The following is a 16769-nucleotide window of genomic DNA, read 5'->3' as shown; positions in this document are numbered from 1 at the left end:
CCATGCGGGTAAACCTTAAGCACCTGAGTGCGAAGCAATATGGTTTTAGTTTAATAGAAATTTTAGTGGTATTGGTGATCATCGCCTTTGCCACCAAAATGGTGGTATACAGCTTAGATGGCGGCGCAGAGGAAGAGCTAGATAAGCAAGCAAGTAGGCTGCATACCACCATTAATGCCGCATCGGAATTTGCCGTAATTAATCAGGTAGAGTTAGGTTTATTTGTTGATCAAAATACGCTTGAGTTTTTAGTGTTTGATGGCGAAAAGTGGACCAGCTTTAAGCGGGAAGAGTTATTTAAACCAATTGAGTTTGACCAGCAATTTAAAGTAACACTTAATCTAGAAGACCTACCTTGGGCACAAGATAACTTATTAGAGCAGTCTAACTGGCGTGAGTTAATGAGTGGCGATAATGAAGATAGTTTATTAGAACTTAAAAAATTAAAAGTTCCTCAAGTACTTCTTTTATCCTCTGCTGATGTAAGTGCATTTCAGCTTATGCTTGAGTTAAAAGATCAGGCGGAGCCGGTATATTTTATTGAAGGTAAATTTGCAGCGCCAGTTGATTTTCGTCGAGAGCCCCAATAATGAAAAAATACCAAGGTTTTACCTTATTAGAAGTCTTAGTTGCGCTAAGTATTTGTGCTATGGCGGGTATTGCTGCAATGCAAGCAACTGGTGAGCATATTCATCACTTATCGAGTATTGAAGAGCAAACGTATGGCTCATGGGTAGCCGAGAATGTATTGGTAGAACAACGAACGAAAGGCGAAAAATGGCAAGGTAAAAATGGTACCCGCGGTACTGAGATGATGGCGGGGATTGAATGGTTTTGGCGCCAAGATGTTGTGCCCACTGCTGATAAGAGCTTTGTAAAGGTCACTATTAATGTGTTTACAGATGATAAGTATGAAAATTCAATTTATGAGTTAAGTACTTACTTAAATAAAGGTAAGCCATAAGTGAAGCAGCGCGGTTTTACATTATTAGAAGTGATGGTGGCACTAGGGGTGTTGGCGTTTGTTATTATGGCCACCCACCAAATACTTGACACCACCACGCGTGCCAAAGAAGCATCAGATGAAAAAATTGCTGAGCTAAATGGGTTACAAACAGCCTTCAGGCTAATGGATCAAGACTTTAGCCAAATGACTAAACGCCAAGTGCGTAATGAAGCAGGGGATTTTCAAGAGAGTTACTTACTTGCAGGGCGCTACATTTTAGAAAGCCAGCTTGATGGCATTGCCTTTGTGCGTGATGGTTGGATGAATCCCATTAATTTGCTTCCTCGCTCAGAGCTGCAAGCTGTTGGTTATCGAGTAATTGATGACAACTTAGAACGAGTATATCGCATTTATGTTGATCAACTTGATAATATGGAGCCTCGTAGCCAAGTTGTTTTAGCTGACGTAGAAGAGCTTAAATTTGAGTTTTTAGATGGTAACGCAGAGTGGCAAGAAAACTGGCAAATTAAGGCGTTACCTAAAGCGGTAGCTGTAACGTTAAAGCAAATGAACGCAGAACCAATTAGGCGCGTTTTTTTAGTGCCAGGACTCGGTAAAGAGTTAACTAAACCAGTTAATGATGGTACTAACCAATCGCAACCAAATGGCCGAGGAACGCCTTGATGAATCAAAAAACATCACGCGGCGCGGCGTTAGTTATTGTGTTATTTATTGTCGCGCTGGCTGCTATTTTAGCCGTAGAAATGAGTGCTAACTTAATGGTACAAGTACAAAGAAGTACTAACTTGCAGAGTCAGCAACAGGCTAAATGGTATGCTTATGGCGCTGAAGAGTTAGCTATTAAAGGCTTAATTCAAAGTAAAAAAGACGATCCAGAAAAAACCACCTTAGCGCAGCCGTGGGCAAAGCAAGGTGATGTTAAGTATCCAGTTGATAACGGCACGTTAAGCGGTCAGTTAACTGATTTACAAGCCTGTTTAAACTTAAATGCGCTTGGTGCTGAGCCTGACCCAAACAGTACTAATAAAACGAACCCTGCGCATAAAGCGTTGTTTGCCATATTAGAAAATATAGAAGACTTACCCAGTGATGAGTCTGAAGAAGGTATGGCTGATAGTGTTTTTGACTGGTTAGATAAAAATAGTATTACGTATCGCTCAGGAGCTGAAGAAGGCGAGTATTTATCGCGTCAGTTTCCGTATATGACAGCAAATAGCCTATTTGCTTCGGTATCTGAACTGCGTTTAATTAAAGGATTTAACCCTTTAGTGATGGAAAAGGTGTTGCCTTATGTCTGTGTGATCCCAGGCAGTACGTTACTTTCAATTAATGTTAATACAGTCACTGAAGAGCAAGCTTTATTGCTCAGTGGCCTAATAGACGAACTGAGTGTTTCGGGTGCTCAAGCGGTAATCGCAGCGCGACCTGAAAATGGCTTTGATAATATTGAAGAGTTTTTTGAGTCTGTTAAACAACAAGGCGGCAAAAATATCAAAGCAGTAGAAAAGCTTTTTAGTTTAAAAAGTGAATATTTTAAATTACAAACGCAGGCAAAATTTGTTGATTTGCGTTTTTCGATGACCACATTACTGTATGCCAGCAATGGCGAGGTAACGATACTGGCGCGAAAATTTGGAGGCGTACAGTGACAGAGATACTGTTGATCCGCACGGGTCAAACCGAGCAAGATTTACTTAACTGGTTAATATACTCACCACAAGAACAAGAAATAATAGCCAGTGGCGAGCTACAAAATGCCAATCAGTTAAGTGAACTAACTGAAAAAGCATTAACCCGAGAGCTTGTGGTACTTTTACCATGTGACCAAGTGCAATTAAAAACGGTGACACTGCCAACAAAGTGGAGCCGTAAATTAGAGCAAGCATTGCCCTATATGCTAGAAGAAGATATTGCATGTGATATAGACGACGTTTATATCGCGCTTGGAGAGCCAACTATGGTTGATGAGCAGCATGCAATTAAGATTGCGCTAACGAACCGTGATTGGTTTGAGCACTGGTTAGAAGTATTTGAACAACATCAACTCACCCCGTATCAAATGGTACCGGATGCATTGCTATTGCCAGGCGCTGAAGAGCCATGTGTTACTGCCATCGAACTTAATAAACAGTGGCTCTTTAAACAAGGTGACTGGCATATTAGCGCGGTTGAAAACAGTTGGCTAAACGAGTATTTAGTAGCATTAGGCAATCCTGATATCAAGCATTACAGCCCTGCTGATCAATTTCCTGAAGCACTTAACTTATATCCGCAAACAAGTGACTATGAGTTACCGTTAGCATTATTTGCTAAACAACTTGATAAACTTAAGTTTAATTTGCGTCAAGGACCTTACACCCTTAAAAAGAAAACTGCGTTATGGTGGGGTTACTGGAAAAGTGCTGCCATTATTAGTGTGATTGCCTTGGTATCAAGTGTGACTATTAAAGCGGTTGAATTGCATCAGCTTAATTCGCAGCTAGAAGTAGCTAAATCGCAAGTAGTAGAGCGATATCAAAAAGCCTTTCCTGGCACGCGGGTGCGACCTCATTTAATTAAAAATCAAATACAGGGTGCATTGAATAAAGTACAAGGTGTTAGCGATGCTGGCTTTTTAGATTTAACCAGTAAATTGGTTAGCGTGTTTTCGCAAGTGAATGAGTTTACGCCACAAACATTACGCTTTGACAAACGCCGTAATGAATTGCGCATTCGAGCGCGTGGTAAAGACTTTCAAACTTTTGGTAAGGTTAAAGCCATTCTCGAGCAGCAAGGGGTTACTGTTGAGCAGGGCTCGTTAAATAATGATGGCGATTTTATCGTCGGCGAAATCAGACTGCGAGGTGCACAATGAAGCAGCAGTTCATGCAATATTGGCGTTCATTAAAAGAGCAAGAGCAACAACTAATTATGGTTGCAGGCGGTGTATTTATCATTTTTGTTTTGGTGATGGGGGTTTTTAGGCCTTTAAATACTGCGATAGAGCGGGCACAGCAATCACAAATAAAACAGCAAGAATTGTTAGCCTGGGTAGACGAGAGTATTGTTAAGCTCAAAGCCGCGGGTAAAACGCAAGCTGTGAGTAATCAAAATCTCAGCCAAATAGTTAATAATACGCGCGGCCGTTACAGCATTAATATTAGTAAAATGCAGCCTAATGATAACTCACTTCGTTTAACGCTCGACTCAGTAGAGTTTAATCTATTAATCCAATGGATTGACGAGCTCGTTAATCAGCATGGTTTAAGCGTAGAAAATCTAGATTTAAGCCAAGATGATAAATCCGGTTATGTACGCGTAAGCCGTTTAGTATTAGAGAAGTAGTTAATGAAAAAAATAATAATATTATCCATCGTTTTTTTAATGAGCTTTATTGTTTTTAGCGTTATTAAATTACCGGCCGCGGTTGCTGTAAATTTAGCTAAACCGTATTTTCCACCGCAGCTAGAAATAGGACAAACTGCCGGCACGTTGTGGCAGGGACAGGTGATGCAGCTGCGCTTTGAAGGTGAGCAATTAAATAATGTACGCTGGGATATATCTGGCTGGGCGTTATTTAAAGCTCAAGTGAATACTAACTTACGCTTTGGTAATCCTCGCGAACGCAGTGACATATCGGGCTATGCAGATATTAGTTATTCACTAGCAAATGATGAACTTAAAATAACTGATACCGTAGTGCGTTCAACGGTTGAGCGAGCAATGCAGCGAATTGATTTACCGTTACCAGTTACTGCTAAAGGACGTGTAATCTTAGAGCTTGATGAATACGTTTCTGGAGCGCCATATTGCCAATCACTACAAGGTGAAATAGCCAGTCCTGATATTGACGTACAAGGTTTAACTGGTTGGTTCAATATTGGTGATCTTAGTGGCAAATTAAGTTGTAAGTCGGGCGATGTTGCTATACTCATCGAGCCAGACAATAGATTAGGGCTAGAGGCAGATGCTACACTAAAGGCTAATTTTGACTTTAAAGTTGCGGGATACGTTAAACCTGATCTAACTTTACCCAAAGAAGTTCATGACGCGGTGAAGTTTTTAGGCAGACCAGATAACCAAGGTCGTTACCCACTTAAATTTTAATATTTTATATAAAGAGTTTTAATGCAAATACCTCAGTTTACTGAGCAGCATGCTAAGCTGCTCAGCGAGTTTTTAAATACCCAATCAGGCGCAATGAGCCTTACCCAAAGCCAAGGTTATTTATTTGGCGTTATATGTTCACCTGAGCCATTAGAAGTTCACCAATGGTTAGAAAATATTCTCCCTGATACAGCAAACGACCTTGATGAAGACATATTGTTTTTATTTATGGCGTTACATCATCAAGTGAGTGAGCAAGTATTTGAGCTGGGTTATAAGTTACCCGCTGAGTTTGAATATGACTTTTGCCAGCACTGGTCTGCGGGTTTTTTAACCGCAAGCCAAGCGTATACCCATAAGTTATTAGCAAGTGAGCAACTAGACATTCAATACAAGCAAGCGCTTGAAAGCGCACAGGCTACGCTCAGTTTTTTTGCACTCGATAAACCAATCATTAAGCAAATTGCACAGCAAAATAATATTGATGAATTACACTTATGTGAGCAGCAGTACGAGTTAATGGGCGACTTTGCATTAGGTTTTGCTGAACTTATCGAAATTGTAGCGCTTAACAGTGGTTTATATACTGATGAAGGGTGGGAGGAGTAAGTTTTCTAGCGCTTAAACGTTGTTCTTAACACCTAACCGCCAATTTCTAATTCAATATCAGTGCAACCTTGTTTGCACTGTATTACTCCTTTACCGGGTTCGCTGGTGGCTAAGTTAAGGGTTAATACGCCATTACAATGTTCGCATTTTAACGTTTTACCCTGTGCCAATTGCTTAAGCATGGTGCGATGTTTATGAAATGAGTTACTTGCTTTTTTATTTAATCCAGAAAAATCCATTACTTTACTCTCGCTTGCGCTAATGACTCTTTGATAATACGACATACAGTAAGTAATCGTTCTTCGTAAAAATAGAGGTTTAGATCACCTTGGCGACAATAGCGTAGTTCAAATAACTTGACTGATTCATCCGTAGTAAATGTTTTAGCAACATAGTCTTGCTCAGAACGAGAAAGTGCTAACTGTTGATTCACTTTATTTCTCGTCATGGTTGCTACAGGAAAGCGATCTACTTTAGTTGAGCTGCTTAACAAACCGATACCATCACCGAGCAACCGTTCGCGCGGCTCTTTTACCAAAGGATGATCAACGGTAAAAAATGCTAGGATCACAACCACTAGTATAAAAAATTTCTTCATAAATATACAAACCTTGATCCAAACAACACTTTAGTAGCCGGCAAGTGTAATAAAATACACTTTAAAAGCAAGTCACAAATTGAATAAATTATTAGCAATCTAGTCAGTAATTTTAGCTAATATGCGTATAATAAGAGGCAGTAGTTAGATATTTCTGAAATATCTGAAAGTACACAAGTGCGACTTAAAGCGTATTATGTTTAGCATGCAAGTTGTTACACTTAGGCGAAAAGTACAAAAAGATTGCTGAATTTTTATTTCCTAGCGGCGTTGAGGAACTTCAATGGATAAGCAAATTAAAGTAAAAAACATACCAACAGAGGTTAAGATCCAAAAACCTGATCTGAGCCGTCAAGAAGATAGATTTAACCCCCGCAATCGCATTTATGTACGTGCGGTTACAGGGCTTCATCAATTACTAAGACAACGTATCGGCTTTTTAGGCATGTTAGCGTTTATGTTATTGCCTTGGATCAACTTTAATGGCCAGCAAGCTGTTTTGTTTGAGCTAATGGAGCAAAAGTTTAATATTTTTGGTTTAACCCTATGGCCACAAGACTTCACTATTCTTGCATTTATTTTTATGCTTGCGGCGTTTGCTCTATTTTTAGTGACTACTTTTTATGGTCGCGTATGGTGTGGCTATACCTGTCCGCAAACAGTATGGACCTTTATTTTTATTTGGTTTGAAGAAAAGTTTGAGGGCAGTGCTAACCAACGTAAAAAGTTAGACCAACGGCCAATGGATTTTGACAAATTCTGGCGAAAAACCGCAAAGCACACTAGTTGGGTGTTATTTTCTTTGTATACCGCGTTAACTTTTGTTGGTTATTTTACGCCTATTCGCGAACTACTCCCTGAATTTGTTACCTTTAACGTAGGCGGTTATGCCTTAGTTAGTATTATTGTATTTACTATTTGTACTTATGGTAACGCGGGTTGGATGCGCGAGATTATGTGTTTACATATATGCCCATACTCACGTTTTCAGTCAGCAATGTTTGATAAAGACACCTTTACTGTAAGCTACGATGAAGCGCGTGGTGAAAACCGCGGGCCACGGTCACGTAAACAAGACCCAAAAGAGCTGGGGTTAGGTGATTGTATTGACTGTAACTTGTGTGTGCAAGTTTGCCCAACTGGGATTGATATTCGTAATGGTCTGCAATACGAGTGTATAAACTGTGGCGCGTGTATTGACGCCTGTGACGGCGTAATGGACAAAATGAATTATCCTCGAGGCCTAATCTCTTATACCACCGAGCGGAACTTGGAAACCCCAGAGAATAAAACTCATCCGCTGCGTCCTAAACTGATTGGTTACAGTATTATTTTAGTCTTACTTACCGGTGCGTTGATAGCCAATATAGCCATGCGTAAACCTATGGACTTTGATATTATCCGTGATCGCAATCAGTTGTATCGTGTCGATTTTAATGGCTTAGTTGAAAACACCTACACCTTAAAAGTGATTAATAAGGCACAGTACGAGCAAACATTCTCTATTGATGTTAAAGGGTTAGATAACTATAAATACATAGGTGATACCACCTTTACGGTGAACGCTGGTGAATCGCATAATGTGCCGTTATCATTAGTAATGGACCCTTATGATTTAAAAGCGCCAATGACCGAGTTTAACTTTGTACTGTCGCCAATAAACGAACCCGATAACCAAATATCGCAGCAAAGTAACTTTTTTAAAGCGCGATAAAGAGTCTGTATTAAAAGACGAACACTGATATTAACAAAAAAGCGGGATATTCCCGCTTTTCTTTTATATAAGAAGTATATGAGTAAATTTAGCTTTATTGACTTAACCCCAGATCTTATTTTGGATGCCATCGAAAGCGTTGATATTTACGCTGAGTCAGGGTTGCTAGCGCTAAATAGCTACGAAAATCGAGTGTATCAATTTGTAGCTGAGGGTGGAAAACGTTACGTTGTTAAGTTTTATCGGCCTGAGCGCTGGAGCAAAGCACAAATTCAAGAGGAACATGATTTTGCTTTTGAACTGGCAGCCGCAGAAGTACCGGTGGTTGCGCCAATAAAGCATAATGGGCAAAGCTTATTTGAACACCAAGGGTATTTATTTACTTTATTCCCAAGTGTAGGCGGGCGTTTATTTGAAGTCGATAATTTAGATCAGCTTGACGTACTAGGGCGTTTAATTGGTCGCATGCACCAAGTAGCGAAAACGCAGCCCTTTACCCAAAGACCAACTGTTAGCTGCGATGAATACCTGCATACAGCTAAAGTTCACTTACAAAAAAGTAATTTAGTTCCTATGGGATTAGAAACTTCCTTTTACACTATTTTAGATTTAGTTATTGCCCAAGCGCAGCTGCAATATAAAAATGTAGACAGTATTCGCTTACACGGAGACTGCCATGCTGGTAATATTTTATGGGCTGGGGATGCGCTGATGTTTGTTGATTTAGACGATAGCCGCCAAGGACCTGCAATTCAAGATTTATGGATGATGCTCAGTGGCGATCGACAAACACAGCTGTTACAGTTAGACACTTTAGTGAATGCGTATGAAGAGTTTTGTGATTTTGATCACTCACAACTGAAGCTGATCGAACCGCTTCGCGCCATGCGTATGATTCATTACATGGGTTGGGTTGCAAAACGTTGGAGCGATCCAGCTTTTGTACGGAACTTTTCATGGTTTGCAGATGACAAATACTGGGAGCAACAAATTTTAGCGCTTAAAGAGCAGCTTGCAGCTTTGCAAGAAACCCCGTTAAAATTATTGCCATAATATTTTTATTTAAAAAAGAAGTATAACGAGATATTCATGCTTAAAAAATTAAAACTAAGTTTACTGATCCTATGTTTACCTTTCGCAGCACTAGCTGCCAACTTTGAAGCAGGTAATCAATATACTGTGATTGACGTTGAAAAGAGTAAAACGCCAAACGTAACCGAATTCTTCTCTTTCTATTGCCCGCACTGTTTTAAATTTGAGCCGGTAGCAAAAGGGATTGCAGAAAACTTACCTGAAGGGGCTGAGTTTGTAAAAAATCATGTTAACTTTTTAGGGGGCGTTTCACCACAAGCACAAAGTAACCTGAGCTTTGCTTACTTAATTGCAAAAAAACATGGTCAAGCCGAAGCAGTAACAGCGCAAATTTTTAAAAGCATCCATATTCAGCGTGCACCATTAACAGAAATTAAAGACGTTAAGAAGTTATTAGAGCTTAACGCAATTGATAACAGCACATTTGATAATGATATTGCTAGTTTGCCTATCATAGCAGCTGAACGTGCCATGCAAGATAAGCAGAATAAATATTCTGAGCTTGGCGCATTAACTGGCGTACCTACATTTATCGTAAATGACAAATATAAAATCAATATTAATACAATCAAGAGCCAACAAGAACTTGATGAGTTAATTAGCTTTTTACTAAAACTATAATTTTTGGAGCACCATAATAATGATCAAATTAGTTAAAGCAGGGTTGCTTGCTGTATTACTCCCTTTAGCTGCAACCAGTTTTGCTGCCACTTACGAAGAGGGCGTACATTATGATGTCGTCTCTGATCGTGCAACCAGAAAGCCAGAAGTAAAAGAGTTTTTCTCTTTTTACTGCCCTGCATGTAATAACATGGAGCCACTGCTTGCTGAGATCAAACCTAAGCTAGACAAAAACGTAAAGTTTAAGAAAAGCCATGTGGATTTCGTGGGCGTTCGTGACCCAGAACATCAAACCATGATCAGCCAAGCACTAGCTACTGCTGAAGTACTACCGCAAAAAGATAAAATTATTTCAGCGATGTTTGACCACATTCACGCAAAGCGTGCTCGTTTTAATGAGCTTGCAGATGTAAAAGATGTATTTTTAGCGCAAGGTGTGGATGGCGACAAATTTGATAAATTATTTGAAAGCTTCTCGGTACGTACACTGAGCTCTAAAATGAAGCGCGACCAAGATTACTTTAAAGGAAAAGGGGCACTGCGTGGCGTTCCAACATTTATTGTTAATGGTAAATATAAGCTTAACTTAGGTGGCGAGTCAGGTATTTCATCGCCAGAAGATGTAAGCGCACTTATTAACTACTTAGCAAATAAATAAGTAGTTTAGTGAAATAAAAAAGCTCCGAAAGGAGCTTTTTTATTTGGAGAAGAAAATTCATTATGGAAAAAATTTTAATCTCAAGTTGTTTGTTAGGTTTGCCAGTTCGTTATGATGGTAAAGGCCAAACAATATTGCACCCTCAACTTAATTTGTGGCAAAAGCAAAATAGATTAATCGTATTTTGTCCTGAGATTGCTGGTGGCTTACTCGTGCCTAGAGCGCCCGCTGAGATAAAGCAAAATCGAGTTATTACAAATACTGCCGAGGATGTAACAAGTGCATTTGAAGCTGGCGCTAATAAAGCATTAGCCCTTTGTAATAAGCATAATATTCGCTTTGCTTTACTAAAAGAGTCTAGTCCTTCGTGTGGCCGTAATACAATTTATGATGGAAGCCATAGTGGGGTGAAAGTAAAAGGCATGGGGCTGACCGCTAAGTTATTGGTAAAGCATCAAGTTAAAGTATTTAGTGAAGAGCAAATACCAGCACTTATCAAGGCGCTGGCATTATAGTATTGGATTTTATTTTTTCTGTAAAAATACACCAGATTCAATATGGTGTGTGTATGGGAATTGATCAAATATTGCAAAGCGCTTAACCTCATGGGTTTGGCATAAGTGATCAAGGTCACGCTCTAACGTATCTGGGTTACATGAGATATAAATAATATTCTCATAGTTAGCCACTAAATCACACGTTAGGGTATCCATGCCGGCACGAGGTGGGTCGACTAGAATGGTTTGGCAGTTGTAACTACTAAGGTCAATACCATCTAAGCGAGAGAAAGTACGCTCGCCTTTCATTGCCTGAGTAAACTCTTCGCTCGACATGCGAATAATATCTAAGTTAGTTACTTTGTTTTGAGCAATATTATATTGCGCTGAATGCACAGACGATTTTGATATTTCTGTTGCCAGCACTTTATTAAATGAGCCCGCAAGTGCAATTGAAAAGTTTCCGTTACCACAATACAGCTCTAGTAAATCATTGTTTAGTGGTTTACATAGCTCTTGTGCCCACTCTAACATTTTAATATTCACCTTCGCATTAGGCTGAGTAAAGCTATTTTCTACCTGTTGATAGATTAGCTCTTGGCCATTTACCATTAAACGCTCAGTAACAAAGTCATCGCCTAATTTTTCTTTTTGCTTACGTGCACGGCCAATAAAGTCAATTTTGTACTGGCTACTTAGCTTTTCCTTTAAGGCATTAATCTCAGTTAACCAGTGTTCATCAAGTGGCTTGTGATAAAGCAAGCTCACTAAAATTTCACCGCTGAGGGTCGATAAATAATCTATTTGGAATAATTTACGACGCAGTACTTCGCAGCCTTTTAAGTTATCAATCATTATCTGCATAACTTCACCTACTAAAGGAGCTGCAGGATCAAAGGTATCGACACGTATTTTATCTTTCGTTTGTTGATCAAACATAATATGAAACAGATCGTCGCCATCGTGCCATACTCTAAATTCTGCACGTTGACGGTAGTTAATAGGCTCAGAGCTAAATACTTCTAACTGTTTTACACCGAAACGTTGAAACTGCTCTGTAATACGCTGCTCTTTTTCATTTAATTGTGCATCGTACTGCGTGGTATCTATATTTATAACTGCCATTAACGGTATAACCTTATCGTTGAGATCTGTTTATCGGCGCTATTGTAGGGAGCGAAGCGTATTTGTCTAGTTTTGATCAAATATAGTGAGCTTTTTTAAGCATTTTACTACAGTATAGGCTTACTTGGCCGATATAAGAGTATGTCTAAATAGGAGTCTTCTCATGAAAATAGGTAACTTTAGTTTTGTTCCAAACAGCAATGCCAATAAATACAATACTAAGCAAGCAATGCCACAGCCTAAAATAGACTCCCCACCAACTAGCTATCAGCAACGCGGAAAAGAATTGGCTGCTGCCGTATTGGGTGACAAAATGGCAAAAGAATTAGGCTTGCCGGTTGCTGAAGCGAAAAAAGACAAACCATTGTTTGATTTTAATGAAGTAGTCAAAAATGTTTTAGACTTTGTCACAAGCTCAGTAAAAAAAGCCAAAGCCAATGGTGCCGATGATGACAAGCTACAAGATATACTTAACCAGGCACGTAAAGGCGTGCAAACAGGTGTTGATGAAGCTGTCGATGAATTAAAAGGTATGGGCGTATTTAATCAAGAGCTTGAAGAGGGTATTGATAAATCAAAAGAGGGCATCTTTAATGGCCTTGATAAATTTGAGCAGAACTTATTTAATCCTCAGCCAGCAAGCGTAACGGTTAGTCAATCGCAATATGTGAACCTTAGTAACAGCGCTGATTACACTTTTACCACCGCAGAAGGTGATGAGGTGAGTATTAGTTTTGCAGATGCTTATCAATCTCAGTCATCTAGTCGCTATCAGCAAACTGAAAGCTCACAAGCATTTAGTACGCAATTTTCTGAATCTCGCGAGTTGTCATTTTCTATGTCAGTAAATGGAGAGCTTAATGAAGACGAACAGCAAGCTATAAATGATTTAATGGCAGAGTTACAAGATGTAAGTAAAACCTTTTTCAGTGGCGACTTAGATAAAGCATTTGAACAAGCCCAAGAACTCAGCTTAGGAAATGAACAGCTGGTGGCATTTTCAATGGACTTACGTCAAAGCAAAACTGTGGCAGCTATTAAAGAGTATGAACAAATTAAGCCAACCTCAGAAAAGGCCATTGCCGAAACTGTCGCGCCTTTTAATGATGATCTAAAATCGGCTTACTCTAAAGCGCAAGCACTAGGATTAGAAAGCCAGCTATCAGGTATCATTCAATGGCTAAATCAAGATCAACAAGAAATAGATAAACTGGTTGATTACACTAACACCATGTTTGAAAACTTAGATAAATTAAACACAGCTACTGCAAAACTAGACGCTGAGTAAAACTACTTTCTTTTATAAAAGCCTCATGGCAAACTGCCGTTCTAAGTAAAGAGTAGGAATGGTAGTTTGTCAGCGCACATCATGGTATTTGATTCAGGTATAGGTGGAACCACAGTACTTGAGCATATTCAGCAAAGCATTCCTCACGCTCAATATAGTTACTTCATGGATAATGCATTATTGCCTTATGGTGCACAGTCGCAGCAGACTATAATTAGTCGCTTATGTGGACTAATCCAATTTATCAAAAATGAGTCGCTCAATGTCGACTTAATTGTTATAGCCTGCAATACCGCCTCAACATCTGCATTAAGTGCGGTACGTCAAATAACAGATATTCCAATTGTAGGGGTTGTACCTGCGATTAAGCCCGCAGCACAAATAACACAATCAAAGCATATTGGATTATTGGCAACCCCTGCTACAGTAGCAAGTTCATATACGGATACACTGATTAAAGAGCATGCCTCACTTATAACTACAAGCTTATATAGTAGTGTTGAATTGGTCACCCTGGCAGAAACATTCTTTTTTACCCAATACTTAGATATAGAAAAGCTGCACACTGAGTTAAACCGATTAAATATTAATAAAGATATCGATGTGCTGGTATTAGGCTGTACTCACTTTCCTATTCTTGCTAAACCAATTAGTGATTACTTTAAAGCACATATAGAGTTGTTAGATTCTGGTGCGGCTATTGCTAAGCGAGTTAGATCTTTACTGAATTTAAGCGATGATCAAGCAGGCATAAAAAAGCCGCTGCGGTATTATGCAACGGCTGATATATGTAGTGATAAACTAGCCGTTAAGCAAGTTACACTGTTTGATCCGACTCTGAACGATAAGAGTTAGAATCATCTTCTTGTTTTTGTTTTGCTTCACGTACTTTTAAAGTACGTTGTTGGAACTCACTATCATTTAACTTAGCAATTGCGTTATCCGCATCAGCTTGAGCCATTTCAACAAAACCAAAGCCGCGACGTTTGCCAGTATTCTTATCTTTCAATAAACGAACATTAAATACCTTGCCTTGCTCTTCGAACAAAGCACGTACAACGCCTTCATTTGCGCGATAAGGAAGATTGCCAACATAAAGTGTTTTTGTTTTTACTTCGGCTTCTTCTGCACTTACTGATGACATTGCAGCAATGACAAGTCCACCAATTAATAAACCAGCACCAAATAGTAGTGCAGGGTCTAATGCTAGGCTTGCAAGTACAAACTTAACGATAACAAAACCAACAACAGCAAGAATAACTGCAAAGATAAAAGATTTTTGATCGGGTAATTTCATTTTGATCTACCAATAAACAGGAAATAAACATTAATTTAACATTGTGAGCTTGCTATCTTAACGTCTTAATTGAACATAGCAATGAAATTTATAGTAAATAGTTAATAAGAGTGCAAAAAACGACCTAAAGTAAGCTCTTTCCATACCATTTCAATAGTATTTGCTTGAAAGTTGAGCAAACAGTAAAAAGATCTAAAAAAAAGGTTGATCTGTTTTCGGATCTCCCTATAATGCGACCCCACTGAGACGGGGAACGCCAACGCATAGCGAGGCACGAACTACTCAGAGAGTTAAATAAAACTTAAGTTTAAATCATCGTAAGAAAGTTTAAAATTAAGTATTGACTCGAAAAATAAAGGATGTATTATACGCATCCCTAGCGACAACGTCGCAACGTTCTTTAACAATATAAAGCAATCATCTGTGTGGGCACTCGTACAGATTGAGTTCTAACAGCCAAGCTACTTAGGTAGTGAGGCAAACAAATTTAGAGTCTCAATTGAAACTGAGTGACCAACAGAATAATTACTTCGGTAGTTATTCAGCACAGTCAATTCAATATCGAAAGATATTAAATAAATTCAGAATTCATTGAGCTGTCGAAAGACATAAAACTTTTTAATTGAAGAGTTTGATCATGGCTCAGATTGAACGCTGGCGGCAGGCCTAACACATGCAAGTCGAGCGGTAACAGAAAGTAGCTTGCTACTTTGCTGACGAGCGGCGGACGGGTGAGTAATGCTTGGGAACATGCCTTGAGGTGGGGGACAACAGTTGGAAACGACTGCTAATACCGCATAATGTCTACGGACCAAAGGGGGCTTCGGCTCTCGCCTTTAGATTGGCCCAAGTGGGATTAGCTAGTTGGTGAGGTAATGGCTCACCAAGGCGACGATCCCTAGCTGGTTTGAGAGGATGATCAGCCACACTGGGACTGAGACACGGCCCAGACTCCTACGGGAGGCAGCAGTGGGGAATATTGCACAATGGGCGCAAGCCTGATGCAGCCATGCCGCGTGTGTGAAGAAGGCCTTCGGGTTGTAAAGCACTTTCAGTCAGGAGGAAAGGTTAGTAGTTAATACCTGCTAGCTGTGACGTTACTGACAGAAGAAGCACCGGCTAACTCCGTGCCAGCAGCCGCGGTAATACGGAGGGTGCGAGCGTTAATCGGAATTACTGGGCGTAAAGCGTACGCAGGCGGTTTGTTAAGCGAGATGTGAAAGCCCCGGGCTCAACCTGGGAACTGCATTTCGAACTGGCAAACTAGAGTGTGATAGAGGGTGGTAGAATTTCAGGTGTAGCGGTGAAATGCGTAGAGATCTGAAGGAATACCGATGGCGAAGGCAGCCACCTGGGTCAACACTGACGCTCATGTACGAAAGCGTGGGGAGCAAACAGGATTAGATACCCTGGTAGTCCACGCCGTAAACGATGTCTACTAGAAGCTCGGAACCTCGGTTCTGTTTTTCAAAGCTAACGCATTAAGTAGACCGCCTGGGGAGTACGGCCGCAAGGTTAAAACTCAAATGAATTGACGGGGGCCCGCACAAGCGGTGGAGCATGTGGTTTAATTCGATGCAACGCGAAGAACCTTACCTACACTTGACATACAGAGAACTTACCAGAGATGGTTTGGTGCCTTCGGGAACTCTGATACAGGTGCTGCATGGCTGTCGTCAGCTCGTGTTGTGAGATGTTGGGTTAAGTCCCGCAACGAGCGCAACCCCTATCCTTAGTTGCTAGCAGGTAATGCTGAGAACTCTAAGGAGACTGCCGGTGATAAACCGGAGGAAGGTGGGGACGACGTCAAGTCATCATGGCCCTTACGTGTAGGGCTACACACGTGCTACAATGGCGCATACAGAGTGCTGCGAACCTCGCGAGAGGTAAGCGAATCACTTAAAGTGCGTCGTAGTCCGGATTGGAGTCTGCAACTCGACTCCATGAAGTCGGAATCGCTAGTAATCGCGTATCAGAATGACGCGGTGAATACGTTCCCGGGCCTTGTACACACCGCCCGTCACACCATGGGAGTGGGTTGCTCCAGAAGTAGATAGTCTAACCCTCGGGAGGACGTTTACCACGGAGTGATTCATGACTGGGGTGAAGTCGTAACAAGGTAGCCCTAGGGGAACCTGGGGCTGGATCACCTCCTTATACGATTTAGAACTTATTTGTTCGTAGTGTCCACACAGATGATTGTTAGTTAGTTTTACC

The 16769-nt window shown here is 40.3% G+C and carries 19 protein-coding genes and 1 rRNA gene; 16 read left to right on the top strand and 4 right to left on the bottom strand.

Going from position 1 to position 16769, the window contains the following annotated elements; translation table 11 throughout:
- Positions 1-2 precede the first annotated feature (2 nt).
- The 8 genes from gspH to ACNSN3_RS13550 are packed head-to-tail and all read left to right on the top strand — an operon-like array spanning position 3 to position 5662.
- On the top strand, positions 3-590 hold the full coding sequence (gene gspH / locus ACNSN3_RS13585; RefSeq protein ID WP_418607739.1) for a type II secretion system minor pseudopilin GspH: 588 nt from the start codon (positions 3-5) through the stop codon (positions 588-590).
- Complete coding sequence (gene gspI, locus ACNSN3_RS13580; protein WP_010393012.1) at positions 590-964, top strand: type II secretion system minor pseudopilin GspI; 375 nt, start codon at positions 590-592, stop codon at positions 962-964. Before gspH ends, gspI begins: the two co-directional genes overlap by 1 nt.
- A complete protein-coding gene (gene gspJ, locus ACNSN3_RS13575; protein WP_008113413.1) occupies positions 965-1630 on the top strand; it encodes a type II secretion system minor pseudopilin GspJ in 666 nt (221 codons plus the stop codon).
- Positions 1630-2616 (top strand): type II secretion system minor pseudopilin GspK, encoded by a 987-nt coding sequence (gene gspK / locus ACNSN3_RS13570; RefSeq protein ID WP_008113412.1) that lies wholly within the window; start codon positions 1630-1632, stop codon positions 2614-2616. The genes gspJ and gspK overlap by 1 nt, the downstream gene beginning before the upstream one ends.
- Positions 2613-3821 carry a type II secretion system protein GspL gene (gene gspL / locus ACNSN3_RS13565; RefSeq protein ID WP_418607737.1) on the top strand — a complete coding sequence of 403 codons (1209 nt, stop codon included), beginning with the start codon at positions 2613-2615 and terminating at the stop codon, positions 3819-3821. Before gspK ends, gspL begins: the two co-directional genes overlap by 4 nt.
- Positions 3818-4291 carry a type II secretion system protein GspM gene (gspM, locus tag ACNSN3_RS13560; RefSeq protein ID WP_054202944.1) on the top strand — a complete coding sequence of 158 codons (474 nt, stop codon included), beginning with the start codon at positions 3818-3820 and terminating at the stop codon, positions 4289-4291. Before gspL ends, gspM begins: the two co-directional genes overlap by 4 nt.
- 3 nt (positions 4292-4294) lie before the next feature.
- Positions 4295-5053, top strand: a complete 759-nt coding sequence (locus ACNSN3_RS13555; RefSeq protein ID WP_010393022.1) for a type II secretion system protein N — start codon at positions 4295-4297, stop codon at positions 5051-5053.
- A 21-nt stretch (positions 5054-5074) separates the two neighbouring features.
- Positions 5075-5662, top strand: a complete 588-nt coding sequence (locus tag ACNSN3_RS13550; RefSeq protein WP_054202945.1) for a UPF0149 family protein — start codon at positions 5075-5077, stop codon at positions 5660-5662.
- A gap of 32 nt (positions 5663-5694) precedes the next feature.
- On the opposite strand, the gene ACNSN3_RS13545 is transcribed toward ACNSN3_RS13550, so the two are convergent.
- Together ACNSN3_RS13545 and ACNSN3_RS13540 are read right to left on the bottom strand one after the other, a co-directional pair.
- A complete protein-coding gene (locus ACNSN3_RS13545) occupies positions 5695-5901 on the bottom strand; it encodes a hypothetical protein (protein WP_010393026.1) in 207 nt (68 codons plus the stop codon).
- On the bottom strand, positions 5901-6260 hold the full coding sequence (locus tag ACNSN3_RS13540; RefSeq protein ID WP_010393028.1) for a hypothetical protein: 360 nt from the start codon (positions 6258-6260) through the stop codon (positions 5901-5903). The genes ACNSN3_RS13545 and ACNSN3_RS13540 overlap by 1 nt, the downstream gene beginning before the upstream one ends.
- Before the next feature lie 283 nt (positions 6261-6543).
- Between ACNSN3_RS13540 and ccoG the strand changes: the two genes are divergently transcribed.
- From ccoG to ACNSN3_RS13515, 5 genes are all read left to right on the top strand, one after another.
- Positions 6544-7974: a cytochrome c oxidase accessory protein CcoG gene (gene ccoG / locus ACNSN3_RS13535; protein ID WP_418607734.1), complete on the top strand. Its 1431-nt coding sequence runs from the start codon at positions 6544-6546 to the stop codon at positions 7972-7974.
- Between the two features lie 78 nt (positions 7975-8052).
- Positions 8053-9027 (top strand): serine/threonine protein kinase, encoded by a 975-nt coding sequence (locus tag ACNSN3_RS13530; protein ID WP_418607733.1) that lies wholly within the window; start codon positions 8053-8055, stop codon positions 9025-9027.
- A 36-nt stretch (positions 9028-9063) separates the two neighbouring features.
- The gene (locus ACNSN3_RS13525) at positions 9064-9687 is read left to right on the top strand and encodes a thiol:disulfide interchange protein DsbA/DsbL (RefSeq protein ID WP_036980428.1); all 624 of its coding nucleotides are present in this window, start codon (positions 9064-9066) and stop codon (positions 9685-9687) included.
- Between the two features lie 19 nt (positions 9688-9706).
- Positions 9707-10345, top strand: coding sequence for a thiol:disulfide interchange protein DsbA/DsbL (locus ACNSN3_RS13520; protein WP_008113400.1), 639 nt, complete (start codon positions 9707-9709; stop codon positions 10343-10345).
- Between the two features lie 62 nt (positions 10346-10407).
- Complete coding sequence (locus tag ACNSN3_RS13515; RefSeq protein ID WP_109875875.1) at positions 10408-10860, top strand: DUF523 domain-containing protein; 453 nt, start codon at positions 10408-10410, stop codon at positions 10858-10860.
- A 9-nt stretch (positions 10861-10869) separates the two neighbouring features.
- Here the strand turns inward: ACNSN3_RS13515 and trmA are convergent, their stop codons facing one another.
- Positions 10870-11967, bottom strand: a complete 1098-nt coding sequence (gene trmA, locus ACNSN3_RS13510) for a tRNA (uridine(54)-C5)-methyltransferase TrmA (protein ID WP_075169544.1) — start codon at positions 11965-11967, stop codon at positions 10870-10872.
- A 163-nt stretch (positions 11968-12130) separates the two neighbouring features.
- Here trmA and ACNSN3_RS13505 point away from each other — a divergent pair, with 163 nt between their 5' ends.
- Together ACNSN3_RS13505 and murI are read left to right on the top strand one after the other, a co-directional pair.
- Positions 12131-13255: a DUF5610 domain-containing protein gene (locus ACNSN3_RS13505; RefSeq protein ID WP_010393043.1), complete on the top strand. Its 1125-nt coding sequence runs from the start codon at positions 12131-12133 to the stop codon at positions 13253-13255.
- A gap of 66 nt (positions 13256-13321) precedes the next feature.
- Complete coding sequence (gene murI, locus ACNSN3_RS13500) at positions 13322-14110, top strand: glutamate racemase (RefSeq protein WP_418607730.1); 789 nt, start codon at positions 13322-13324, stop codon at positions 14108-14110.
- Here the strand turns inward: murI and ACNSN3_RS13495 are convergent.
- Positions 14073-14552, bottom strand: a complete 480-nt coding sequence (locus ACNSN3_RS13495) for an RNA recognition motif domain-containing protein (protein WP_418607729.1) — start codon at positions 14550-14552, stop codon at positions 14073-14075. The genes murI and ACNSN3_RS13495 overlap by 38 nt on opposite strands.
- A gap of 619 nt (positions 14553-15171) precedes the next feature.
- Here ACNSN3_RS13495 and ACNSN3_RS13490 point away from each other — a divergent pair.
- Positions 15172-16709, top strand: a 16S ribosomal RNA gene (locus ACNSN3_RS13490).
- The last annotated feature ends 60 nt before the right edge of the window (positions 16710-16769 follow it).

Source organism: Pseudoalteromonas sp. US3C1004 (assembly GCF_048401065.1).
Classification (GTDB): domain Bacteria; phylum Pseudomonadota; class Gammaproteobacteria; order Enterobacterales; family Alteromonadaceae; genus Pseudoalteromonas; species Pseudoalteromonas undina.
The sequence above is the reverse complement of the archived record's forward strand: the minus strand, read 5'-3'. Positions and strand labels throughout refer to the sequence as shown.